General features: G+C 66.4%; 17 protein-coding genes. 1 reads left to right on the top strand and 16 read right to left on the bottom strand.

The annotated features are described in order from the left end of the window. Nucleotides 1–30: 30 nt before the first annotated feature. The 16 genes from ACZ0BA_RS10565 to ACZ0BA_RS10490 form a co-directional block, all read right to left on the bottom strand. Nucleotides 31–948: a diguanylate cyclase domain-containing protein gene (locus ACZ0BA_RS10565; RefSeq protein WP_463451234.1), complete on the bottom strand. Its 918-nt coding sequence runs from the start codon at nucleotides 946–948 to the stop codon at nucleotides 31–33. Further along, nucleotides 945–5,552 carry a PAS domain-containing protein gene (locus ACZ0BA_RS10560; protein WP_463451233.1) on the bottom strand — a complete coding sequence of 1,536 codons (4,608 nt, stop codon included), beginning with the start codon at nucleotides 5,550–5,552 and terminating at the stop codon, nucleotides 945–947. Before ACZ0BA_RS10560 ends, ACZ0BA_RS10565 begins: the two co-directional genes overlap by 4 nt. A gap of 123 nt (nucleotides 5,553–5,675) precedes the next feature. After that, nucleotides 5,676–6,248 carry a prepilin-type N-terminal cleavage/methylation domain-containing protein gene (locus tag ACZ0BA_RS10555; RefSeq protein WP_463451232.1) on the bottom strand — a complete coding sequence of 191 codons (573 nt, stop codon included), beginning with the start codon at nucleotides 6,246–6,248 and terminating at the stop codon, nucleotides 5,676–5,678. A gap of 55 nt (nucleotides 6,249–6,303) precedes the next feature. Beyond that, complete coding sequence (locus tag ACZ0BA_RS10550; RefSeq protein ID WP_463451231.1) at nucleotides 6,304–7,050, bottom strand: hypothetical protein; 747 nt, start codon at nucleotides 7,048–7,050, stop codon at nucleotides 6,304–6,306. Then, entirely contained in the window at nucleotides 7,047–7,814 is a 768-nt protein-coding gene (locus ACZ0BA_RS10545; RefSeq protein ID WP_463451230.1) for an ABC transporter permease subunit, read from the bottom strand. Before ACZ0BA_RS10545 ends, ACZ0BA_RS10550 begins: the two co-directional genes overlap by 4 nt. 34 nt (nucleotides 7,815–7,848) lie before the next feature. Beyond that, nucleotides 7,849–8,571: a type II secretion system protein gene (locus ACZ0BA_RS10540; protein WP_463451229.1), complete on the bottom strand. Its 723-nt coding sequence runs from the start codon at nucleotides 8,569–8,571 to the stop codon at nucleotides 7,849–7,851. 27 nt (nucleotides 8,572–8,598) lie between these two features. After that, a complete protein-coding gene (locus ACZ0BA_RS10535) occupies nucleotides 8,599–9,348 on the bottom strand; it encodes a hypothetical protein (protein ID WP_463451228.1) in 750 nt (249 codons plus the stop codon). Then, a complete protein-coding gene (locus ACZ0BA_RS10530; protein WP_463451227.1) occupies nucleotides 9,338–9,892 on the bottom strand; it encodes a hypothetical protein in 555 nt (184 codons plus the stop codon). Before ACZ0BA_RS10530 ends, ACZ0BA_RS10535 begins: the two co-directional genes overlap by 11 nt. Next, nucleotides 9,889–10,581, bottom strand: coding sequence for a hypothetical protein (locus ACZ0BA_RS10525; protein ID WP_463451226.1), 693 nt, complete (start codon nucleotides 10,579–10,581; stop codon nucleotides 9,889–9,891). The genes ACZ0BA_RS10530 and ACZ0BA_RS10525 overlap by 4 nt, the downstream gene beginning before the upstream one ends. Next, complete coding sequence (locus tag ACZ0BA_RS10520) at nucleotides 10,578–12,161, bottom strand: hypothetical protein (protein ID WP_463451225.1); 1,584 nt, start codon at nucleotides 12,159–12,161, stop codon at nucleotides 10,578–10,580. The genes ACZ0BA_RS10525 and ACZ0BA_RS10520 overlap by 4 nt, the downstream gene beginning before the upstream one ends. A 7-nt stretch (nucleotides 12,162–12,168) precedes the next feature. Then, on the bottom strand, nucleotides 12,169–13,371 hold the full coding sequence (locus ACZ0BA_RS10515; protein ID WP_463451224.1) for a type II secretion system F family protein: 1,203 nt from the start codon (nucleotides 13,369–13,371) through the stop codon (nucleotides 12,169–12,171). Further along, on the bottom strand, nucleotides 13,371–15,089 hold the full coding sequence (locus tag ACZ0BA_RS10510) for a GspE/PulE family protein (RefSeq protein WP_463451223.1): 1,719 nt from the start codon (nucleotides 15,087–15,089) through the stop codon (nucleotides 13,371–13,373). Before ACZ0BA_RS10510 ends, ACZ0BA_RS10515 begins: the two co-directional genes overlap by 1 nt. Nucleotides 15,090–15,102: 13 nt before the next feature. Next, nucleotides 15,103–16,758 carry a tetratricopeptide repeat protein gene (locus tag ACZ0BA_RS10505; RefSeq protein ID WP_463451222.1) on the bottom strand — a complete coding sequence of 552 codons (1,656 nt, stop codon included), beginning with the start codon at nucleotides 16,756–16,758 and terminating at the stop codon, nucleotides 15,103–15,105. Continuing rightward, nucleotides 16,755–18,650, bottom strand: coding sequence for a pilus (MSHA type) biogenesis protein MshL (gene mshL, locus ACZ0BA_RS10500; protein WP_463451221.1), 1,896 nt, complete (start codon nucleotides 18,648–18,650; stop codon nucleotides 16,755–16,757). Before mshL ends, ACZ0BA_RS10505 begins: the two co-directional genes overlap by 4 nt. Nucleotides 18,651–18,713: 63 nt before the next feature. Continuing rightward, the gene (locus tag ACZ0BA_RS10495; RefSeq protein ID WP_463451220.1) at nucleotides 18,714–19,652 is read right to left on the bottom strand and encodes an ExeA family protein; all 939 of its coding nucleotides are present in this window, start codon (nucleotides 19,650–19,652) and stop codon (nucleotides 18,714–18,716) included. 5 nt (nucleotides 19,653–19,657) lie between these two features. Then, nucleotides 19,658–20,374 (bottom strand): ABC transporter ATP-binding protein, encoded by a 717-nt coding sequence (locus tag ACZ0BA_RS10490; RefSeq protein ID WP_463451219.1) that lies wholly within the window; start codon nucleotides 20,372–20,374, stop codon nucleotides 19,658–19,660. 181 nt (nucleotides 20,375–20,555) lie between these two features. On the opposite strand from ACZ0BA_RS10490, the gene ACZ0BA_RS10485 reads away from it, so the two are divergent. Then, entirely contained in the window at nucleotides 20,556–22,262 is a 1,707-nt protein-coding gene (locus tag ACZ0BA_RS10485; protein WP_463451218.1) for a GspE/PulE family protein, read from the top strand. The last annotated feature ends 1 nt before the right edge of the window (nucleotide 22,263 follow it).

Raw genomic sequence — 22,263 nt, 5'->3', positions numbered from 1 at the left:
GCATCGATCCTACGGTGCGGCGACGTAGGCTCAGTCGGCGAAGTAGCGGTTGCGGCCGGCTTGCTTGGCGCAGTACAGGCGGGCGTCGGCCGCGCGCACCACGGCGATGGCGTCCTGGCTGTCGAGCGGCGGCATCGCCGTCGCCAGGCCCATGCTGATCGACACGTAGGGCGCCGTCGGCGAGGCCGCGTGCGCCAGGTTCAGCTTGCGCACCTCGTCGAGGATGCGCCGGGCGACGACTTCGGTGCCCTCCGGACCTTCCTGCGGCAGCAGCAGGATGAATTCCTCGCCGCCGTAGCGGGCCAGCATGTCCTGCGGGCGCGAGGCGCAGCCCTTCATCGTGGCGCTGATCTGCTGCAGGCAGGCGTCGCCGGCCTGGTGGCCGTAATGGTCGTTGTAGAGCTTGAAGTGGTCGATGTCAATCATGATCACCGACAGCGGCAGGCCGGCGCGCGCGCAGCGGCGCCATTCGGCGTCGATGGTGTCGTTGAAGTGGCGGCGGTTGGCCACGCCGGTCAGGCCGTCGGTCAGGCTCAGTTCGCGCATGGCGTCTGCCTGGCGCTTGATGGTCAGCTGGCTGCGCACGCGCGCGCGCACCACGGCGATGTTGAACGGTTTGCTGATGAAATCGACCGCGCCGGCCTCGAGCGCGCGGGTCTCGTCCTCGGGCTGGCTGAGGGCGGTGACAAAGATAATCGGGATATCTTGCAGCCGGGGCGAGGCGCGCAGCGCGCCGCACACGGCGTAGCCATCCATGCCGGGCATGACGGCGTCGAGCAGGATCAGGTCCGGTAGCTGGGCCAGCGCGATGTCGAGCGCCTTTTCGCCGTCCAGCGCGAACAGCACTTCCTGCTCGTCGCGCAGCGCGTGGTGCAGGATCTGGATGTTCTCCATGGCGTCGTCCACCACGAGGATGCGTCCATTCCTGGCCAGGTCGGTCCAACTCATGCACTTTCCTTTCGCTGCAACATAATGTCCACCAGTTTAGCCGCTGTGATGAAATCGAGCGTTTCGACTGCGTCGGCCAGGGCGCCCGCTTGGTCCGTCGCTACGAGCGCGGGCCGCAGCTCCCGGAACTGTTCAAGGGCCTTCAGGTTGTTATTCTGAAGCAAAGCTTGCAGCTGCGCCAGCCTTTGCGGTAAATCGGACGCTATTGTGTTGCCCTCTGGCATATCCATTTCCACCATCGACATGCCGCGCACGGTGTGGGCGACCACGCCGAGCGCGGCGGCGAGGCGGTCGAGCGCCATGTCCAGCCCGGCGCCAACGGCCGCGTCCTGCTGGTGCAGGGCGCTTTCGGCCAGCGCACAGAGCCGTGCGACCTCGCCGGCGCCGAGGTTCGAAGCTACCCCGCGCAGCCGGTGCAGCGCTTGTGCGGCCTGCTGACGCTGGTCATCGGCCAGCAGCGCGCGCACCTCGTCGACGGTGCCGCCCTGCGATTGCTCGAAGCGGCGCAGCAGCGCCATCAGCGCCGCGCGGTCGCCGCCCAGACGCGCCAGCGCGGCGTCGAGGTCGATGCCGGGCAGGGCGCTGCCGGTGGCGGACGCGCCAGCGGGACGGGTGGCCGGTGCCGCCGCCGAGGCCACCGGGGCGGCCGGCATAGGGGAGGCTGGCGTCGCGGCGGGCGGCGCCGTTGCCACGCCAGCCGGCGGCGAGGACGATGTCAGCCCGGTCAGCACGCCGATCAGGTCCTCGACATCGATCGGTTTGGCGACATGGGCATTCATGCCGGCGCTCCGGGCGCGGCGGCGGTCGTCCTCCATGACGTTGGCGGTCATCGCCACCACCGGCAGCGTCAGGCCGGCCGCACGCAGCGCCGCCGTCGCGTCGTAACCGTTGAGCACCGGCATTTGCACATCCATCAGCACCACGTCGTAGCGGTCGGGTTCGGCCGTCAGCAAGTCCACCGCCAGTTGGCCGTTGCCGCGCACATCGACGGTGGCGCCGGCGTGCAGCAGGATGTATTGCGCCACTTCCTGGTTGATCTCGTTGTCCTCGACCAGCAGGATGCGCATGCCGGCGAGCCGGCCGTGCAGCGGCGACACCGCGACGGCGCTGTCCTGGCCGTGGCCGCCGTCGGCGGCGTCGCCGTCCATCAGCGCGGCGACGCGCCCGAGCAGCCGCGCCGGCGTGACCGGCTTGGACAGGATGCCCGCCAGCCCCAGGCTGCCGGCGTGCTGCGCCTCGGCCGCCGCCAGGTGCTCGGTGACCATCATCAACACCGGCGGCAATGGCAGCGCCATGCTGGCGTGGATGTCCGCCAGCAGCGCCGGGCCATCCATGCCGGGCATGTCGCGGTCGAGCAGCAACAGGCCGTAGGGACGGCTCGCCTGGTGGCTCTCCTGCAGCATCGCCAGCGCCGTTTGGGCGTCGGCGGCGACGGCGGCGCTCCAGCCCAGGTGGCCGCAGGCCTCTTGCAATGCGCCGCGCACGCTGGCGCTGTCGTCGACGATCAGCAGCGAGAGCGCCTCCGCCGCCGCCGGGATGGCCGGCGCCGCAGGCGCGGCCAGGCATTCGAACGGACAGGCGAACAGGAACTCGGCGCCCTGGCCGGGCTCGCTGCTGACCTCGATGGCGCCGCCCATCATGTCGGCCAGCTGGCGGCAAATGGCCAGCCCCAGCCCGACACCGCCGAACTTGCGGCTGGTGCTGCTGTCGGCCTGCGAGAAGGCGTCGAAGATGTGGGCCTGCTGTTCTGCCGGAATGCCGACGCCGGTGTCGCGCACGCGGAACTCGATCAGCAGCGCGCGCTCGTCCGGGCGGGCGGTGGCGGCGCGCCGCACCGACAGCACCACCTCGCCCTGGGCGGTGAACTTGACCGCGTTGCTCAGCAGGTTGAGCAGCACCTGCTGCAGCCGCATCGGGTCGCCGGCCAGCTCGTTGGGCAGGCTCGGGTCGATGTCGAACACCAGTTCGATGCCCTTGTCGGAAGTGCTACCGCTGATGAGGACGCTGATGCTATTCAAAATGTGTTCCAGCTGGAAGCTCGCATGCTCGAGTTCGAGCTGGCCGGCTTCGACCCGTGAGAAATCGAGCACATCGTTCACCAGGCTCAGCAGCGACTGCGTGGCCAGCTGGATCTTGTCCAGGTAGCCGCGCTCGCGCGGCCCCAGCCCGGCCTCCTGCAGCAGCAGCGCCAGGCCGGTGATGGCGTTCATCGGCGTGCGGATCTCGTGGCTCATGTTGGCCAGGAATTCGCTCTTGGCGCGACTGGCGGCCTCGGCGCGGTCGCGCGCGAGCACCAGCTCGACGTTGAGCTCCTGCAGATGCAGTTCGGTCTCCTTCAGTTCGGTTACGTCCGACACCAGCACGAAGAAGCCGCGCACCTCGCCGTACTGGCCAATGTCGGGGATGTAGTTGACCCAGGTATAGCTGAGTTGCCCGGAAGGCCAGCGCAGCTCGCTGGCGAAGCCCTGCGGCTCGCCATGGAGCGCGGCCTGCACATAGGGCGCGTTGTCGGCGTATTGCCGCTCGCCGAGCACGTCGGCCATGCGCGCGCCCATTATTTGCTCCGCGCTGCGCTGGTGCCACTCAAGGAAATAGCGGTTGGCGAAACGGCAGCACAGGCCGGCGTCCCAGTAGGCCACCATGCCGGGCAGGTTGTCGGTCACGGTGCGCACGAACTGTTCGCTTTCTGCGAGGCGCTCGACGGTGGCGCGCAGCGCTTCCTTGGCCTGCTTGCGCTCGGTGATGTCGAGCGCGATGCCCAGCACGTGGGTGGCCACGCCGTGCTCGTCGCGCAGCGCCACCTTGCGCGTGGTCAGGTAGCGCGTCTGGCCGCTGGCGTTGGTGATCGGCTCCTCGGCGATCTCGGTGATCTCGCCGGGGTTGGAGGCCAGCACGCCACGGTCGCCCAGGGCGTACAGTTCTGCCTGCTCGGTCGGCACGAATTCGTCGTCGTTCTTGCCGATCATCTCATCGCCGCTGCTGCGCCCCATGAGCAGCGCGCCGTAGCGGTTGAACATCGCGTAGCGCAGGTCCGACGCGCGCTTGAGGAAGATCATTGCCGGCATGTGCTCGACGACCGAGCTGAACAGTTGACGCGATTGCAGCAGCTCGGCCGCTACGCGCTTCTGGTCGGTCACATCGAGCAGCAGGCTGGTGATAGCGCTGACCTTGCCGTCCGGATCGAACTGCGGGTAGTAGCTCAACACCCAATGCGACAGCCGGTCCGGGTCGGCGGCGGTGTAGCCGGAGCGCTCGATGCCGGTCAGTGGCCGGCCCGTGTCGAGCACTTTGCGGTAATCGGCCAGCACGCCCTGGCGCACGTTGGGGTCGGCAATCATGTCGCCGAGATGGCGGCCGAGGTGGGCCACCACTTTTTGCCCGTTCAGCCCGGCCATGTAGTCGTTGATGCGAATCACCCGCAATTCGCTGTCGACGTAGCTCAGGCCCACCGGAGCGGTGGCGTACAGGGTTTCAAGCTGGGCGCGCGACTTTTCCAGTTGCGCGGTGCGCTCGTCGACCAGTTTTTCCAGTTCGTGACGGTGGGCACGCAGGTCGCCTTCAAGCGCGTGGAAGGCGTCCGCCACAGCCTGCGCCTCGCGAAAACTCATCGGTTGCAGCGTGAACGGCGCGCCGCTGGCAAGCGCCTCGGCCGGCCCGACCAGGTCGCGCACCGAGCGCGCGATGCGCCCGCCGACCATCCATGCCAGCGAAAACCCGGCCAGCAGCACCAGCCCCATGATCAGCGAGATGCTGGTGACCGCGCGCAACAGTTCCTCCAACGCCTTGGCCTGCGGCGTGGCGATGGCGACCGTCACGCCGCTCACCGGCGAGCGGCTATAGCCCAGATAGATCGGGGTGCCCTCGGTGTCCTCGGTCACCAGCAGCGCGTCGGACGCCTGCAGCAGCCGGGCGCGCAAGGTGGCGTCGGCCGGCTGCCCCAGCGCCTGGCGCGGGCCGCCCGCCTGCGCCACGACGGTGCCGTCGCCATCGTACAGCGTCATCGACTGGTGCGGCTTGATCTTCTCGTCGGACAGGATGGCCGTCAGCCGGTTTGGCTTGATCAGGACAGTGATCGCGTAGGCCACGTGGGTGTCGATGAACACCGGCACGTCCACGGCCAGCAGCGCGCTGCCGGCCACGTAGATGATCGACAGCTGGGGGCGCGCCGTCTGGAACAGCGGCATCAGCCGTTTGCTGTTGTTGACCTGGTTGAAAGTTTCCGGCAGCGGGGCGCCGACGTGCATGGCCACGCCGCCGGTTTCATCGCTCAATAACAATTGCGACGCGGGAAATTGCGGCCCCAGCAGGCCGCCGGCCTGGACCCGCAAGCCGGTTTTGTCGGTTTCGCGCATGCTGGGCGAGGTCGCCAGCGCCATGGCCGCGCCCTCGCTCTGGATCAGGTCGCGGTCGATGGCGGCGGCCACCATGCGCGCCGCCTGGCGCGTGTCTTCCATCAAGGTGGCGCGTTCGCGGCCGTAAAACTGCCGGACCACGGCGCCGAAGCCCACCGCCGCCGGCAACGCGCATGCCAGTACCAGCAGCGCGATCTGCGAGCGTATCGATGGCAGCGGGGAGGTCGGTTTGTGTGGCACTGGCGCTGGCACGTGGAGGGCTCCCGGTAACCGGTTGGTTCAGTTGGCAGGAGGATATTAGCTGAGCCCGGCCGTTTCAGAAAGGGTTTTGTCCTGGACCGGCCGGTATCCGGGATGCGCCATCAGCCTGGCCGCCTAGAAGAACAACGCCGTCCGCTGGATCACGCTGCCATTGTTGGAGTACGGCGCGGTCGCGCGCACCGAGCCGGTGTTGAACTTGCCGTCATCGAGCTTGCTGTCGACCTGCTCGGCGAACGAGTCCGGCAGGTTGTCGAGCCGCACGCCGTTGCCGCCGCGTCCGCCGACCACATCGTTGTAAATGTACACGGCGCCGCCCTGGGCGCTGGTCATGAAGTCGGTGGTGCCGTTGAACGAGCCGGTGATAAAGCCCGACAGCGCCAAATGCTGCGGCGCCAGCTGGTATTCGGCGATCTGGCCGTCGCCGTTGCCGTTGCCGGTGGCGCCGGGCGCATGGGTGGTGCCCTGCACGTCGTCGCCCGGCAGCGCGCGGAACTTGTCCTGGTAGGCGTTGGCGGCGGCCGTCAGCGACGTCGATTGCTGGATGATATTCTTGACGCGGGCGCTGTCGATCAGGCCCTGTCCCTTGAGCACGCCACCGAGCAGCAGGCCGATGATGACGAGCACGATGGCGATTTCAACCAGGGTAAAGCCGCGTTGGCGCAGTGAGGTCGGAGGGGGCGTACGCATGGGGTGATTCCTTTCTTTAGTACTGCTCTGTGTTGATGCCATATTACAGCAAGGTTTATGGCTTGGGACCGCTGTCTTGCCGGTTCGCACCGTTCGATTGATCCAGCCGATCGAGCCGGTCCGATAAAAACTTCAGCTCGTGCGGATCGGTGATCAGACCGTCGCGCAGCAGGCCGCCGATCAGCGCGCGGGCGCTGTCGAGTTCATTCATGTCTTCCAGCATGAATACTTCCATTTCGCGCGCCCACGCCGGCACTTGCGGGCCGGTCGCGCGCAGCCGGATCGCCTGCGCGTAGCGGCGCGCCAGCGGCAAATCGTGCAGCCGGTGCCGCGCCACGAGCGCCGCGTGCGCCAGCCACGGCCAGCGCCGGTTCGGGTCCTCGGCAAAGCGGGCATGGACGAACTCAAGCATGACGCGCGCGCGCGCCGGATCGGCCACCGCGCCGTACACCTCGCTGGCCGCGAGCAGCGGATACTGGCCGCGCGGATCGAGCTCCAGCACGCGCTGCAACCACAAGGCGACCTTGGCGTAGTCGAGATCGCGCCAAGCGATGCTGACGCCTGCCTGCTCGTCGAAACCCTGCACGTACAGCATGGTCAGCTTCGACAGCGCCACCGGCTCGCCCAGCGCCGCCAGCCGCAGCGCCGCCAGCGACGGCGCCGGCGGCAAATCGCGCGCCCGGGCGCGTGGCGGCGCCGCGTTGGCCTGCCACAGCAGTTGCAGCACCAGGGTCAGCGCCAGCAGCGCCAGCACCGCGCGCGGCACGGCGCCGATCGGTTTGACGTCTGCTCGCATGCTCATATCTGCTTGCGGTACAAATCGAACAAGCCGGCGGCCGCCATCAGCGCCACATAAATAGCCGTTTGCGCGGCGATGGCCAGCAGGTCGGCGGCCGAGCCGTCGTGGTAGACCAGCCAGTCGCTGCGGGCGAAACGGTCCAGGTGCGGCAGCAGCAGCGCCAGGCCATCGATCGCTGTGCCGAGCACCTGCTGGCCAGCGCTGTGCGCGGTACTGGCGCCGTGGCCGAGCAATTGGAGCGTGCCGATCGCGCGCGCCAGCACATAAAAGGCGAAGGCGGCGGCCAGCGCCGGCAGCACCTGGCTCAGGGTCAACATGCACAACAGGCTGAAAGCGGCGACGATCCAGCATTCGCACAGCAGCGACACGGCCCACAGCGCCGCCTGCGATGGCGGTGCGAAAAACAGCGCCAGCGCGCCGAACAGCACGGCCGGCAGCACAGCCAGCGCGGCGAACCCCGCCAGCTTGCCCAGCAGGTAGACGGCGCGCGGCAGCGGCAGCGCCATCAGCAGTTCCAGGCCCTTGTCGTTGGCTTCGCGCACCATGCTGGTGATGACGAAGGTGGCGATCAGAAACACCGCCGCCACCCGCAGTAGCGCGCCCAGCAGCGCCGCTTGCAGTTGCCGGCTTTCGGTCAGCGCCAGTTCGTTCAGAAAGCCACTGAGCCCGACCGCGCCCAGCGCGACGACCAGCAGCAGCCACAGCAGCCGGTTGCGCAGCGCTTCGAGCAGGGTGTAACGGGCGATGGTGAGGGCGGCCAGGATCACGGAGCGGTCATTAAATTAGACGTTAAGCGGGACATCACGGCAGCTTCTGCGCCGCCACCATGCGGTTGTACAGGATATTGGGCGAGATCCAGATGACGATGTCGTCGAACTCGCCGCCGGCGCCGCGCGGGTCGGTGCTGGCAGGGCGGCTGATCAGCGCCACGCCGCCGCTTTGCAGATTGGTTTTCTCGTCGACGTTGTTGTTGCCGGCGTCGAGGATGCGGGTGTTCTGGTCGCTGGTGCCGCCGTAGCCGTTGCGGCCGAACGACATGATGGCCGCCGGAATATCCTCGACATCGGTCGATGGCACCAGCTCGCCGCCGGCGCCGCGCGTGGCGATGGTGATGTCACGCTTGGTCGAGAGCGAGAAGAAGGCGGTGCTGTCGGCGAACGCCGGCGTGACGCTGTACGCCAACACCCGGCCCCAGCCGTCGAGCCGGCCCACGCCCAGGGTGGCCCACGGCAGGTAGCCGAAGCGCTTGTTGCAGGATGCGCCGGCGCGGTCTTCGCGGCCGTCGGCGGCCGAGATGGCAGGGCAGGGCAGATAGCCGTTGCGCAAGGCAAAGCCCATCAGCGCTTCCTTGGCCTCGTCCATGACGCGCACGGTTTCGCTCACGCGTCGCTGTTCCAGCTGCGACGACAGCGGCGCGACCAGGCCGCCGATCATCAGGCCGACGACCAGCAGGACGATGGCGATCTCGACGATGGTGAAGCCGGCTTGTCGTTGACGTGAAGGCATGTAGGGGTAAGAAGTCATGGTGGTTGAAACCGGTCTGCGCGGTGCTCAGCGCTTGGGCGCCGAGGCGCGCACGCGGTTGCGTATCATCGGCAGCGGCACCCAGCTGACCACGTTGCTGAAGCTGCCGCCGATGCTGCGCGGCTCGCTGGTGGCGGCGCGGGCCATGAAATCGCGCACGGCGACCTCGTTGGCCTGCTCGTCGAGATTGTCCGCCACGCCGCTCAGTTGCGGGATGCCGTCGACGCTGACGCCCAGGTGCTTGCCGCTGGAATAGATTACCGCTGGCGTGCAGCGGTCGTCGACGCGGCAGTTGGCCGAGCCGACACGGTAAAACACGCTGCCATCGTCGTTGCGGTCGAAGATGGTTTTGTCGGCCTCGACCGGATCGTCCAGCGTGCCGTTGGCGAACTCGCGCGACACGCTATAGCGCAGCAACTTGTTCCAGCCGTCGCCCGGCACCAGGCCCAGCGATATCCACGGCAAAAAGCCCGTGCAATCGGCGTCGCTGGCGCACGGGCGCGGATTTTCGCGGCCGTCGGTGGCCGACAGCGCCGGACGCGGCAGGCGCCGGTGCAGGATGGCGTAGCCCAGCAGCGCCTCGCGGGCTTGCGCCAGCGATTCGCGCGTGAGCGCCTGCGGGCGCAATTCGCCGGACGGCGGACTGAACAAGCTCATCAACAACGACGACGCCCCCAGGCCCAGCACCACCAGCAACAGCAGCAGGGCGGCGCCGCGCTGGCGTCGCGGCAAGGCCGGACGGCGCCGCTGCAATGACTGAAGGCGTTCACGGCTCATTGATGTCCTTGACGCGGCCATCGGCCAGGTCGTAGCGCTGGCCCGGCCGCAGCACGATTTTCTTGCCGGAGGGCAGGGTGACGGTCAGCGCTTTTTTGTTACGGTTGCTAAACTTGTTCTGCGGACCGCTCTGTGGCACGTTGTTGAGCCACACGGTGTTGCGCCCGCTGCTACTGCGGACCAGACCGTTCATCTCGAGCTGCTCAGGCGGCGGTGGGGGCAGTGTCCCGGTTTCCATGCCTGGCATAGCCGCTGTGCCGGGTTGCATCATGCCGGGCTGCGCTCCCTGCGCCGCCGGCGGCGGCATATTGCCGGGAACACCAGGCGGCAGCGAATACTCCGCCTGCGCCCCAGGTTGCGGAACCTGCGGTCCGTTGACGGCGGCAGCCACTTTGCCGCGATTGGCATCCAGCGCCGAGCGCTCGGCCGGTGTATTAAACAGGCGACCCAGACCCGGATCGGCGTAAGCGAAGTGACAGGCGGTCGACAATAACACGCCCGCGACAGCCGAATGCCACCTCGACACGTACTCACGGCGGCTCATGCTTTGCCTTTCTTGCGCTCAACCACCGGCGTCGCCTTGGGCACCGGCGCCATCGTAATCCAGTTCAAGGTGCAATCCGCGCCCAAGGTCGGCCCGGCCGCGGCGCCTGGCGCCCCGGCCGCCACGCCCAGCCGTTTGATCGAACAATCCTGCACCGCAAAGAAACTGCGCTCGCGCAAATCGCCCAGGAAATCGAACAAATCCATCTCGTGCAACAACTCCATATGCAAGCGCATGCGGCTTCCCTGCAGCTGGTACTCGCCCAGATCGAGCGCCGACTCCAGCCGCACCGGCTGCTGCGGATCGATTTCATAGCTCAGCGGCAGCAACTTGCGCTGCTCCTGCGTCTGCCGGATCGCGTCGACCCACTCCAGGCGCTTTTCCTCGCCGATCAGCCCGCGCTCGCGCAACTCGATATAGCGTTGCTGGAAATTGCGGATATCGCGTTTTTCATTGTCGACATGCGCGTAGCGCGAATAGGCGGCGTCGCGCACGCGCTGCACCCGTTGCAGCTCCTGGTCGGCGTCCTGCTGGCGCCAATTGGTGACGAGCACGCACGTCATGCCGATCGTCACGGCGGCGACGGCTGTCAGCACGGCCGTGCGGATCAGCGCGAACTCGTTGATCCAATAGGGCAGCGCGACACTGGCGCGCGCCGGCTTTTTGCCGGTGACGGGATTGGTGCTCATGGCTGCCACACTAGGTTCAGGGAGAATTTGGCGCGCGTCTCGACCGCCTGCACGCCGGCCTTGCCGTTGAGCTTGACGGAGGAGCGGGTGTCCAGCGGCGGCTTGTCGACCTCGACGATCAGGCGCGGATGGCTGGCCAGTTGTTGCGCGAAGACGTTCATCGTATTGACGGCGTTGCGGTAGTCGTCCTGGTCGGTCATGATTTCCGCCTCGAGCAACAGCGCCTGCGGCGGCCGCCCCGGGATGCCGGCCAGCAGCGACGACATCGGCGCCACCTGGCCGGCGCCGCCCATATCGGCCGCGCCGCCCTGGCCGCTGATTTGCGCGGCCGGCAGGTTGACCTTCCAGTCCAGTTGCAGCAAGCGGATCTGCGGCGACTGTTCCAGTGCGCCGCTGACAATACTCATCAATTGCTGCGGTCCCGGTCCCTGCGTCACCAGCATGCGCTCGACGTTGACGGCGGCCCGCATATTGGCGGTGGTGGTCACGCGCGGCGGCATCGCGGCCATGACCGCGCTGTAGCGTTGGTCGTACGAGGTCGCTTCGGCGGCCAGCCGCGCGGCGTCGCTGCGGGCGTCGCCCAACTGCCACAGGTTGATACCGGCCAGCACCACGCAACCGGCGGCCAGCACGCCGCTGAACAGATACAGGTTGACGCGCGCGCGCCACAGCCTGAAGTAACGCTGCAACGGCCCCAGGGTGTAGTGGCTGGGTGGATGCGTGCGCGCCAGGAAGGCCAGCATCAGCGGATCGGTCAGCCGTCCCGCCAGGTCGGCGACGTTGCCATCGCCGGTCTTGATGCCGAGGCGGTCGGTCAGACCCTCCAGCGGAATGAAGCGGAACGCGGTCTCGGCGCCTTCCTCGCATTGCGCTTCCAGCGCCGGCAGCGCGGCGGCGGGGGCGATCACCGCCGTCTCGAGCACATTGCCGCGCGCCATCAGCCGCACGCTGGTCAGAAATTGCTGGGTCTTGCCGGTCTCGGTGCCGATGTTGACGGCGTCGCCATCGCGGTCGATGGCCGGCGTCAACCGCGAGAATTTCAACTGGCCGTTCTGGAAGTAGCTCTGACGCCAGCCGGCGGACTGCTGCGTCACCAGCAGCAGGTGCTCGTCGCGCATGGCCAGCTTGCGCACCAGCGCCTCGCTCAGCAGGGTGGTCGAGTACAGGCCGGCCAGCGGTATCTTCAATTGCTCGAGCGCCTCGGCCCACGGCTGCACCGACGACGGATTAGTCAGCGCCGACAGCAGCACGATGTCGTCGCGGCGGCCCAGCGCCTCGCGGCCCTGCACCTCGTGGTGGCGGAACGGCGTTTCGCGATATTGCTGCAGCAGGCGCCGCTGCATCAGCTTGGCGCCGGAGCGACCGCCGACGTGCGGCACGTGGACGCGCTGGAAGTCTTCCTCGATCAGGTCGGCCAACAAATAGACCGGCGCGTGGCTGCCGTGGTCGATATAGTCCATGAAATCGTCGACGCCGGCGCGGTCGTTGTTGAAGCGCACGCCGCCCGTCAAACGGCCGTTGCGCCACTGGTAGGCGTGCAGTTGTTCGCTGCTGAGATAGAGTAGGTGTTTGCTCGTCACGGCAGCCTCAGGTTCTGATCTTGCTGATCGTGTCGTAAATCGGACCCATCACCGACAGCATGATCCAGCCGACCATTACGCCCAGGATCACGGTCATCGCCGGTTCTATCATCGCTTGCACCTTCTCGATCATCTCCTTGACTTCGCGGTTGTAGAAGTAGCTGACGTTGCGCAGCGCGCCGTCGAGCGCGCCGGTGGTTTCGCCGACCTTTAGCATGCGGATCACCAGCGGCGGGAAGATGCCGGTGTTCTGGAACGCCGCCGTGATGCCCTGTCCTTCGGAAATCAGCTGCCCGGCGCGGCGCAGGCCGGCCGCGATCACGCGGTTGCCGACGATGCCCTCGGACAGGCGGATGCATTCGAGGATGGTGATGCCCGAGCCGTACATCATCGCGAAGAAGGTGGCGAAGCGGGCCAGGATGATCTTGTGCAGCACCGGGCCGATCATCCAGATGCGCAGCTTGAAGCCGTCGGCGGTATAGCGCGCCTGCTCGCTGCGCGCCAGCCAGGTGCGGCCGACGAAAAAGGCGATCAGCGGCACCGCGACCAGCACATACCAGTAATTGATGAAGATGTTGGAGACGAAAATCAGCGCCTTGGTGTGCAGCGGCAGCGTGTTGCCCATGTTCTTGACGAACGACGTCAGCTGCGGCACCAGATAGATCATCAGGAAAAAGGTGACAGCGGTGACGAACACGCCGACGGCGGCCGGGTACATGACGATTTTCTTGGTTTGCGAGGCCAGTTCGTCCTGCCACTTCAGGCTTTCCGACAGGTTCTTGAACACTTCGGCCAGCTTGCCGCTTTGCTCGCCGGCCGTGATCAGGCTGGTGAAGGTCAGGTCGAACACCTCCGGATACGCGGCCAGCGCGGCCGACAATTGCTGGCCGCCCTCGATGTTCTCGATCAGGCCGGTGATCATCTCGCGGAAGCGCGGGTGGTCGATGCTCTCGCGCAGGTCGTTCAAGCCTTCGAGGATGGGCACGCCGGCGCCGGTCAACTGTTCCATGTGGAAGCAGAAGTTGATCAGGTCGCGGCGGGTGATGACGCGTTTGAGCGCCACCACCTTGGCGCGCGAGACGCGGCAATCGATCAGGTCCAGGCCCATGCGGTGCAGGCGCAGCTCCAGATCCGGCTCGTTGGCGGCGTCCATGTTGCCCGGCGCGATCTGGCCGCCGGCATCCATCGCGCGGTAGAAGTATTGGGGCATCAGGTGGCCAGCCTTTCGGTGAGCCGCTCGGTCAAATCGACGACGCGGCCGACTTCTTCCAGCGTGGTCACGCCTTCGAGCACGCGGCGCACGCCGTCGTCGATCAGGCTGTGGAAGCCGGAGTTGGCGGCGGCGGTCTTGAGCTCGCGCGACGAGGCGCGGCGCGCCACCATCTCGTCAAGCGCCGGCGTCATCTTCAGCAACTCGATGATGGCAATGCGGCCCTTGTAACCCTGGTGCGCGCAGTGGTCGCAGCCGACCGCGCGGTACAAGGTTTGCGGACCGGCCGTCTCCGGCAGGCCGAGCAGACGGCGCTCGACGTCGTCGGCGATGTGCGGCTCGCGACAGGCGGTGCACAGCTTGCGCACCAGCCGCTGGGCGATGATGCCGATGATGTTGCCGGCCATGATGTCGGGCACCACGCCTATGTCGAGCAGGCGCGGAATCGAGCCGATCGCCGAGTTGGTGTGCAAGGTCGAATACACCTGGTGGCCCGTCATCGCGGCCGAGAAGGCCATCTCGGCGGTTTCCTTGTCGCGGATCTCGCCGACCAGGATGATGTCCGGGTCTTGCCGCATCATCGAGCGGATGCCCTCGGCAAAGCCCATCTTGGCCGACTCGTTGACCGACGTTTGGCGGATCATGTTCATCGGGTATTCGACCGGGTCTTCCAGCGTCATGATGTTGACGCTTTCGGTGTTGATGTGGTTCAGGATCGAATACAGCGTGGTGGTCTTGCCGGAGCCGGTCGGGCCGGTCACCAGGATCACGCCGTCGGGGCGGGCGATCATCAGCTTCAGCAGATTGAGCTCGGCCTCGCCCAGGCCCAGGCCGTCGAGCGGCACCAGGCCTTTTTGACGGTCGAGCACGCGCAGCACGAAGTTCTCGCCGTGCGTGGTCGGCTGCGCCGAGGCGCGGAAATCGATCTGCCGGCCCGAGAACTTGATCGAGATGCGGCCGTCCTGCGGCGCGCGCGTCTCGGCGATGTTCATGTTCGACATCACTTTCAGGCGCACGGCCATTGCCGGCCAGTACGATTTGTGCAGGCTGCGGATCTGGCGCAGGATGCCGTCGATGCGGTAGCGGATACGCAGGAACGATTGCTCCGGCTCGAAGTGGATGTCCGAGGCGCTGTTTTGCACGGCGTCGGCCAGGATCGCGTCCATCAGCCGCACCATCGGCTGGCTGTACTCGTCGGACGTGGTGCCCAGGCTGGCGTAGTTGACCTCGCCCGTTTCAATCTCGTGCAGGATGCCGTCGATCGACAGCTCGAAGCCATAGTATTGGTCGATCGCGCGCGAGATGTCCGACTCGTTCACCAGCAGCGGGCTGATGGTGATGCCCTTGACCAGCATCGCGCTGATCTGGTCGAGCGCGACGATGTTGCTGGTGTCGGACATCGCCAGGATCAGGTTGTCGGTCTGGCGCTCGTAGACGATCGGGAACACGCGGTAGCGCTTGGCCACTTCCTTGGGGATCAGCTTCAGCGCGATGGCGTCGACCACCAAACTGGTCAGGTCGGCGCTTTGCTGGTTCAGGTTTTCCGACAACGCCATCCGCACCGTGGCTTCGGTGACGAAGCCCAGCGTGATTAACAGTTTTCCCAACGGTTCGTTGCTGCGTTTTTGCTCGATCAGCGCGATGCGCAGCTGGTCTTCGCTGATGACGCCTTTCTGGATCAGCAGTTTGCCGAGCGGGAGTTTTGCGTGTTCTGCCATCGATAGTCTGTTCTTATTGGGCGGCGGGCGCGCCCAGCTCGTGCATGCGAATGCGCAAGGCGTTGCGGTCGAACGCGGCCGCCTTGTCCTGCGACAGCACCAGCGCGCGCTGATAATAGGTCAGCGCGAGCCGGCCCTGGTTCAGGCGGTCCAGGCCGATGGCCAGGTTGTAGGCGTAGTCCGGATTGTCCGGCGAGGCGCTGTAGGCGCGGAAGAAGGTCTGCTGTGCGTCCGACCAGCGGTTCTGCTGCGCGTACAGGTTGCCCAGCGCAAACAGCGCGGGACCGGCCTCGGGATTGGTGGCCAGGATCGCCTTGAGGCGGCCTTCGTTCTGGGCGGCGTCGCCCGAGCGCATGCTCACCAGGCCGGCGACGGCGGTGGAGTCGTTCGGATCGAGTTCCAGCATGCGCAGGTAATAAGATGCAGCCTGTGCGCCCTGGTTCTGACGGGTATGCAAGGTGGCCAGGCCCAGCAGCGCGTCGCGGCTGGTCGGTTCCTGGCGCAGCGCGGCTTCGTATTGCTTTTGCGCGTTCGGCAGGTCGCCGCTGGTGAACGACTGGTAGGCGGTTTCCACGGCCGGGGCGATCTTGGGAGCTTGCACGGCGCGCGCCACACGGATCTCGGCATTGTTGTCCGGTGCGGCCACGGGCGGCAGTCGTTCCGCGCGCGGCGCCGAGTTGGCCAGCTGGCTCTGGATGGCCTGCTGGGCGGCGGCCAATTCCTGCTCGGTGCGGGCCAGGCGACGCTCGAGGTCGTCGCGGCCGCCACGGCTGACGGAAGGCGCCAGCATGGCGCTGCCGCTGGCATCGACGGCCATCGGATCGACGAAGCCGGCGGCGGCGGGCTGGCCGGGTTGAGCGGCGGCGCCCGGGGCGGCGCCGATCACCTGCACCGGCGTGGCGCCGGTGGCGCCCGGCGGCGGCATCGGCACCGGCGGCAGGCGCGAGCCGGCACCCGGCGCGACCACGGCCTGCCAGTAGTAATAGCCGAAGCCGGCGACGATCAGCGCCAGTATCGAGAGCAGCCCGATCAGGCGCAGGCGTTCCGGGTCCATGCCGACCGGTTCATTCGCGCTGGCGGACGCCGCACGAGCGCGGGCGGCGCCGCGCGGCTTGGCGGCGGTTTTGTCGCCGGCCTGCGGTTTGGCGGAGGCCGACGCTTTGGCGCCTGCCGTTGGCCTGGCAGCGCCGTGGAGGTTTTGGGCGTGGGTCTGCGCTGCTGCTGCCGCTGTTGTTGTTGCTGCTGCCGCGCTGGCGGCCGCTGTGGGGGCAGCCGCCGACAGCGGCGCTTGCGGTTGTGCGGGCCGTGGCGGCGCCACCGCTGGCGCTGGCGCCACCGGCGCCGACGGATCCGGTGTCAGGTCGAACGTCAGGCCGGCGTCCAGATGGTCGCTCGGCGGCGGCAACGGGCTAGGCGATGGTCGCGGGGTCAGGCTGGCGGCCGGCGCTTCCGGCGCCAGCGGTTCCAGGCTGAATTCGGCCATCGGTTCGAGGTCGAGACTGAGCTCGCGCCTGGCGGGCGGCACGGCGGCGTGCGGCGCGGGCGGCGGCTCGGGCGTGAGCGCCAGCACCGCGTCAAACTCCTCCGACGGCCGGTCCGCCTCGTCCTCGACCGCCGAGCTTTGTTTGGCGCGCTCGGCCTTCTTTAGCGCCTGCATCAGTAAGCTCATGATCCGTTCCCGTTGTTGGTGGGGGCAGGGGGCGATTGCGGGACAGGGTAGGGCTCGTTGTCCGGCTTTTCCCCCGGCAGCAGATAGCGGTAATCCTTGTAGTCGCCGTTGACGCTGGCATCCTTGACGACGATCGGGCGCATGAAGATGACCAGCTCGGTCTTGGTGCTTTTCTCGTTACGGTAGGAGAACAGGTCGCCGATCACCGGCACGCTGCCCAGGAACGGCACCGAGTCCTTGGCGTTGTCGACCGAGTCCTGCATCAGGCCGCCCATGACGGCGATCTGGCCGCTCGGGATCTTCATCAGCGATTCGAGCTCGCGCGCCTGGATTACCGGCACGAAGCTTTGCACCTTGGCGTCGGCCAGCGCCGGGTTCGGGTCCAGCACGGTGCCGACGATCCGGGTGATGGTCGGACGCACGTTGACGGTGACGTCGTCGTTGTCGGCAATTTGCGGCGTGACGCTCATGACGAAGCCGACCGGCACCGTTTCCAGCTTCGATTCGTAGGTGGCCGGCGAGGTCGGCGTGCCGTTGATGCCCAGCACGGCCGGTGTGACCTTGATCGAGAAGAAGACGTTGTTGTCAACCACCTTGAGCAGCGCGGTCTGGTTGTTCATCACGCTGATTTTCGGGCTCGACAGCACTTTGACCTTGCCGAACGACTCCAGCAGCTCGATGGTCGCGGCGATATTGCCCAGGCCGCTGAGCGGGTTGTTGTACTTCAGCAGGAAAATGCCGGGGCTGGTGCCGGGATTGACCGCGCTGGGCAGGTTGACGGTGCCGACCTGGCCTTGCGTCATGCCCAGGCGGCCCGAGCGCGACAACGTCGACCAGTTGATGCCCTGCTGATAATTGTTGTTGAGGCGAACCTCGATCACGGTCGCCTCGATCAGCACCTGGCGCTTGGCCGCGCCCAGCACGATATCGACGAACTCGCGGATTTTTTCGTGCTGGCGGCTGGTGGCGCGCACGGCGATCAGGCCGCCCTCGGCATTGACGATGACCGAGTTGGGGCGGTTGCTATTGTTGCGCGATTGGCCGAAGGCGCCGGTATCGAACGCGGCCGGCGCCTGCTGGGCCTGTCCGCCTTGCGCGCCGCCCTGTGCGTTTGGTGCATTTTGGGTATTTTGGGCCACGCCGGCCAGCGGATCGACCGGGTTGTCGCTCAGATTGGTGTTGCGCAGCATGTCGCGGATGTTCTTTTCCAGCGTGAACCAGAAGTTGTTGTCCGAGCGGTTGTTGACCACGGTCGTCGAGTTGTTGCTGCCGGTGCTGCTGCCGCTGTTGCTGTTCGATGACTGGTTGCCGCTGCCGGTGCTGCCGCTGGTGCTCGAACCGCTGGCCGACGCGGTCGCGCCGACCGGATTGGACGCGCTGGAACCGCCGCCGCCGCCGGTGGTGGAAATCTGCGTTGCGATGCTGACGCTGCTGCTGGTGCTGCGCGCAATGTTGACGTAGTCGATCTTGTAGTTGCGCCACTCCGGCGTGTCAGGCAGCACCGTCAAGGTGCCATTGTTGATCTCATAACGCATGTCGACCTGGCGCTGGATGCGGCTCAGCAGCTGTGGCAGGGTCTGGTCCAAGGCGTTGAGCGTGACCATGCCCTCGATGCCGGGATGGACGTCCACGTTGAGGCCGGCGTCGCGCGCCAGCGCGAACAGCAGCGACTGCACCGGCACCTTGTGCACGGTGACGCTATAGGTTTCCACCTTGGCGGTTGGCTTGGGCGGCGGCAGCACCGCGCTTTGCCGCACCGGCTCGGGGATCGACCCGGCCGGACGTGGCGCTTCGCTGATATGGGCCGGCGAGGTCGGCAGGGTCCGCGTGGCGCAGGCGCCAAGTAACACACTGCAAGCCACGGGGACGATGGTCAAGGCTAGTTTATTCATTGTTTCTTCCGGCCCGGGGGGGAACGCAGGATGTTGTGCATATGCAATACAGCTAGCATGATCTTACAAATTCGGTGCCACCGCAAGGACGCTCAACCATATTGCGCCAATTAAAAGCCCCAGCAAACACCCGATTGCAACACTGCGGTTCAACCGGCCGCCCGGGCGCCGATTTAACAATGTGCCGGCGCGGTCGCGGCCGAACGGCGATTCGCGGATCGCCGCGCGCACGTGGCGCTTGTCGACCACGTCGGCGTCGTCGGCAAACGCGGCCAGCAGCGCCTTGTCGGCCAGGATGTTGATGCGGCGGACGATGCCTTCGGAACTGTCGCCGATCATTTTGGCGGCGGCCGTGCTGAAGACCGACGGGCCGTCGCGACCGGCCGCGCGCAGCCGGAAGTCGAGGAACTCGGCCACCAGCGCTGGCTCCATGGCCGGCACGTGGAAACTGTGGGTGATGCGCTCGCGCAGCTGGCGCATGGTCGACAGTTCCAGGTGCTGGTCCAGTTCCGGCTGGCCGAACAGCACGATTTGCAGCAGCTTGCTGCGCGCCGTTTCCAGATTGGTCAGCAGGCGGATCGCTTCCAGCGTCTCGAGCGGCATCGCTTGCGCTTCCTCGACCAGCAGCACCACCTGCCGGTCCTGGCCGTGTCGCTCGATCAAATGGGCGTGCAACCCGCGCTGGACCTCGTCGACGCGGAAGCCGCGCGTCGGCAGGCCCAGCTCGGCGGCGATCGCGAACTGCACTTCGACCGGGTTCAGATTCGGGTTGACCAGGTAGATGACCTCGATGTGCGGCGGCAGCTGGCTCTCCAACATGCGGCACAACATGGTCTTGCCGGCGCCGACCTCGCCGGTCACCTTGATGATGCCTTCGCCGTGGCAGACCGCATACAGCAAAGCTTCGAGGATTTCGCCGCGCGTATTGCCGGAATAGAAAAAGGCCGGGTTCGGCGTGATGCCGAACGGCGATTCGCGCAGCTGGAAATGGGATTGGTACATGCTGCTCACGCGATACAGGCCAGGAACGCCTGCTCCAGGCTGTCCGCGCCATAGTGGTCGCGGCATTCGGCCGGTGTGCCGGCAAAGCGGATCTGGCCGTCGTGCAGGATGGCCATGCGGTCGCACAGCTCGTCCACATCGGCCAACGCGTGCGAGGTCAGGAACAAGGTGCTGCCGGCGTGGTGCAGGCTGCGCAGTTGTTCTTTCAACAGCGCGCGCGCCTTCGGGTCGAGGCCGCTCATCGGCTCGTCGAGGATATACAACGGCTTGCGCGCGAGCAGGCAGGCGGCCAGTCCCAGTTTTTGCGTCATGCCTTTGGAATAGCCGCGCACCGTGCGCTTGAGCGCGTCCGGGTCGAGGTCGAGCGCGCGCATCATCGCATCGACCGCGTCGGCGTCATAGCGCAAGCCTTGCAAGGTCAGCAAGTAACGGATGAAGTCGGCGCCGGTCAGATAGTACGGCGGCGTGAAGCGTTCGGGCAAAAAGCCGAGCGGCTGGCGGCTGGCGGGGCGGTGATGCGGCTGGCCGAAGATGTCGATGCTGCCGCCGCCCAGCGCGCAAAAATCGAGCACGCATTTGATCAAGCTGGTCTTGCCGGCGCCGTTGACGCCCACCAGGCCGAAGCATTCACCCGCGCGGAGTTCCAGATCCACGCCGCGCAGGACGGTGGTTTGGCCATAGCGTTGAACCACTTGTTGCAAGCGCAGGGCGGGTACGGTCATGAAAGGGAATAGTGGCGACAGGAAACGAACCACAACTGTAGCGCATTCGTGCGAAGAAAGCGACATCCTCTGCAGATAGGCAAGCTTGGCATTGGGTAAGTGGGGTAATCTGCACTAGAATGGCCGCAAGTTGTCGCAAGGCATTAAATCGATCATTTGGCGTTGAGATTGGGGAGCAAGCATGGCGAGGCCGGAGAAAGTCAGGCTGGGGGAAATTCTGGTGCAGCAAAAGCTGCTGTCGGAAGAACAACTGGGGCTGTCGCTGGCCGAGCAAAAGCGCAGCGGGCGCAAGCTTGGCCGCGTGTTCATCGAGAACGGCTACGTCACCGAGGAGCAGATCGCCGGCGCGCTAGCGCGCCAGCTCAGCATCCCGTATCTGAACCTGAAGTTTTTCAACGTCAATCCCGAGATCGTCCGCATGCTGCCGGAGACGCAGGCGCGCCGCTTCCGCGCGCTGGTGCTGGAAGACCGGCGCGGCGTGCTGCTGGTGGGCATGTCCGACCCGACCGACCTGTTCGCGTATGACGAGATCGCCCGCATCGTCAAACAGAATATCGAGCTGGCTGTCGTCAACGAGACCGAGGTGCTGGCCGTCATCGACCGCATCTATCGGCGCACCGAGGATATCTCCGACCTGGCGCGCGAGCTGGAGCAGGATCTCGGCGACGTTTCGGTCGACTTCGGCGCGCTGGCGGCCGCCAATCCGAATCTGGAAGAGGCGCCCATCGTCAAGCTGCTGCAGTCGGTGTTCGACGATGCCGCCCAGGTGCGCGCTTCCGACATCCACATCGAACCGCAGGAAGGGCGGCTGCAGATCCGCTTCCGCATCGACGGCGTGCTGCACCTGCAGACCGAAACCGATATCAAGATCGCACCATCGCTGGCGCTGCGCCTGAAGCTGATGTCCGACCTGGACATCTCGGAAAAGCGGCTGCCGCAGGACGGACGCTTTGCCGTGCGCGTGCGCAACCAGCGCATCGACGTGCGTATCTCGACCATGCCTACCCAGTACGGCGAGTCGGTCGTCATGCGTCTGCTGAGCCAGGGCGGCGCGCAGCTGCGGCTCGACGCCATCGGCATGCCGCGCGGGCTGGTGGAGAAATTTCGCGCCATCATCCAGCGTCCGAACGGCCTGGTGCTGGTGACCGGGCCGACCGGTAGCGGCAAGACGACGACGTTGTACTGCGCGCTGTCGGAACTGAACTCCGTCGAGAAGAAACTGATCACCGTCGAGGACCCGGTCGAGTACCGGCTGGCCGGCATTAACCAGGTGCAGGTCAACGACAAAATCGACCTGAACTTCGCGCGCGTGCTGCGCTCGGCGCTGCGGCAAGACCCGGACATCGTGCTCGTCGGCGAGATGCGCGATCAGGAAACCGCGCAAATCGGCCTGCGCGCGGCCATGACCGGTCACTTGGTGTTGTCGACTTTGCACACCAATGACGCGATGAGCACGCCGCTGCGACTGATGGACATGGGCGTGCCGCGCTACATGGTCGGCAGTTCGCTGCAAGCGGTGCTGGCGCAGCGGCTGGTGCGCATCATCTGCGAAGCCTGCACCACGCCGTACGATCCGACGCCGACCGAGCGCGAGTGGCTGAGCATGGAACTGAACGACAAGGTCGACAAGGCACGCTATTTCCACGGCAAGGGATGCTCGCATTGCAACGGCATGGGCTATCGCGGCCGTACTGGCGTCTATGAGCTGCTGGAGATGACGCGTGCGGTGGTCGATGCCGCCAACGATCCCGATCCGGCGCACTTCCTGAAGGTCGCCGCGACGCAGATGGCCGGCGAAACCCTGCGCCGGCACGCGGTGCAGCTGGTGGTGCAGGGCCGCACGACGGTGTCCGAAGCGATGCGCATCAGTAACCAGACCGAGGATTGAC

The organism is Duganella sp. AC917, assembly GCF_979258245.1.
The sequence above is the reverse complement of the archived record's forward strand: the minus strand, read 5'-3'. Positions and strand labels throughout refer to the sequence as shown.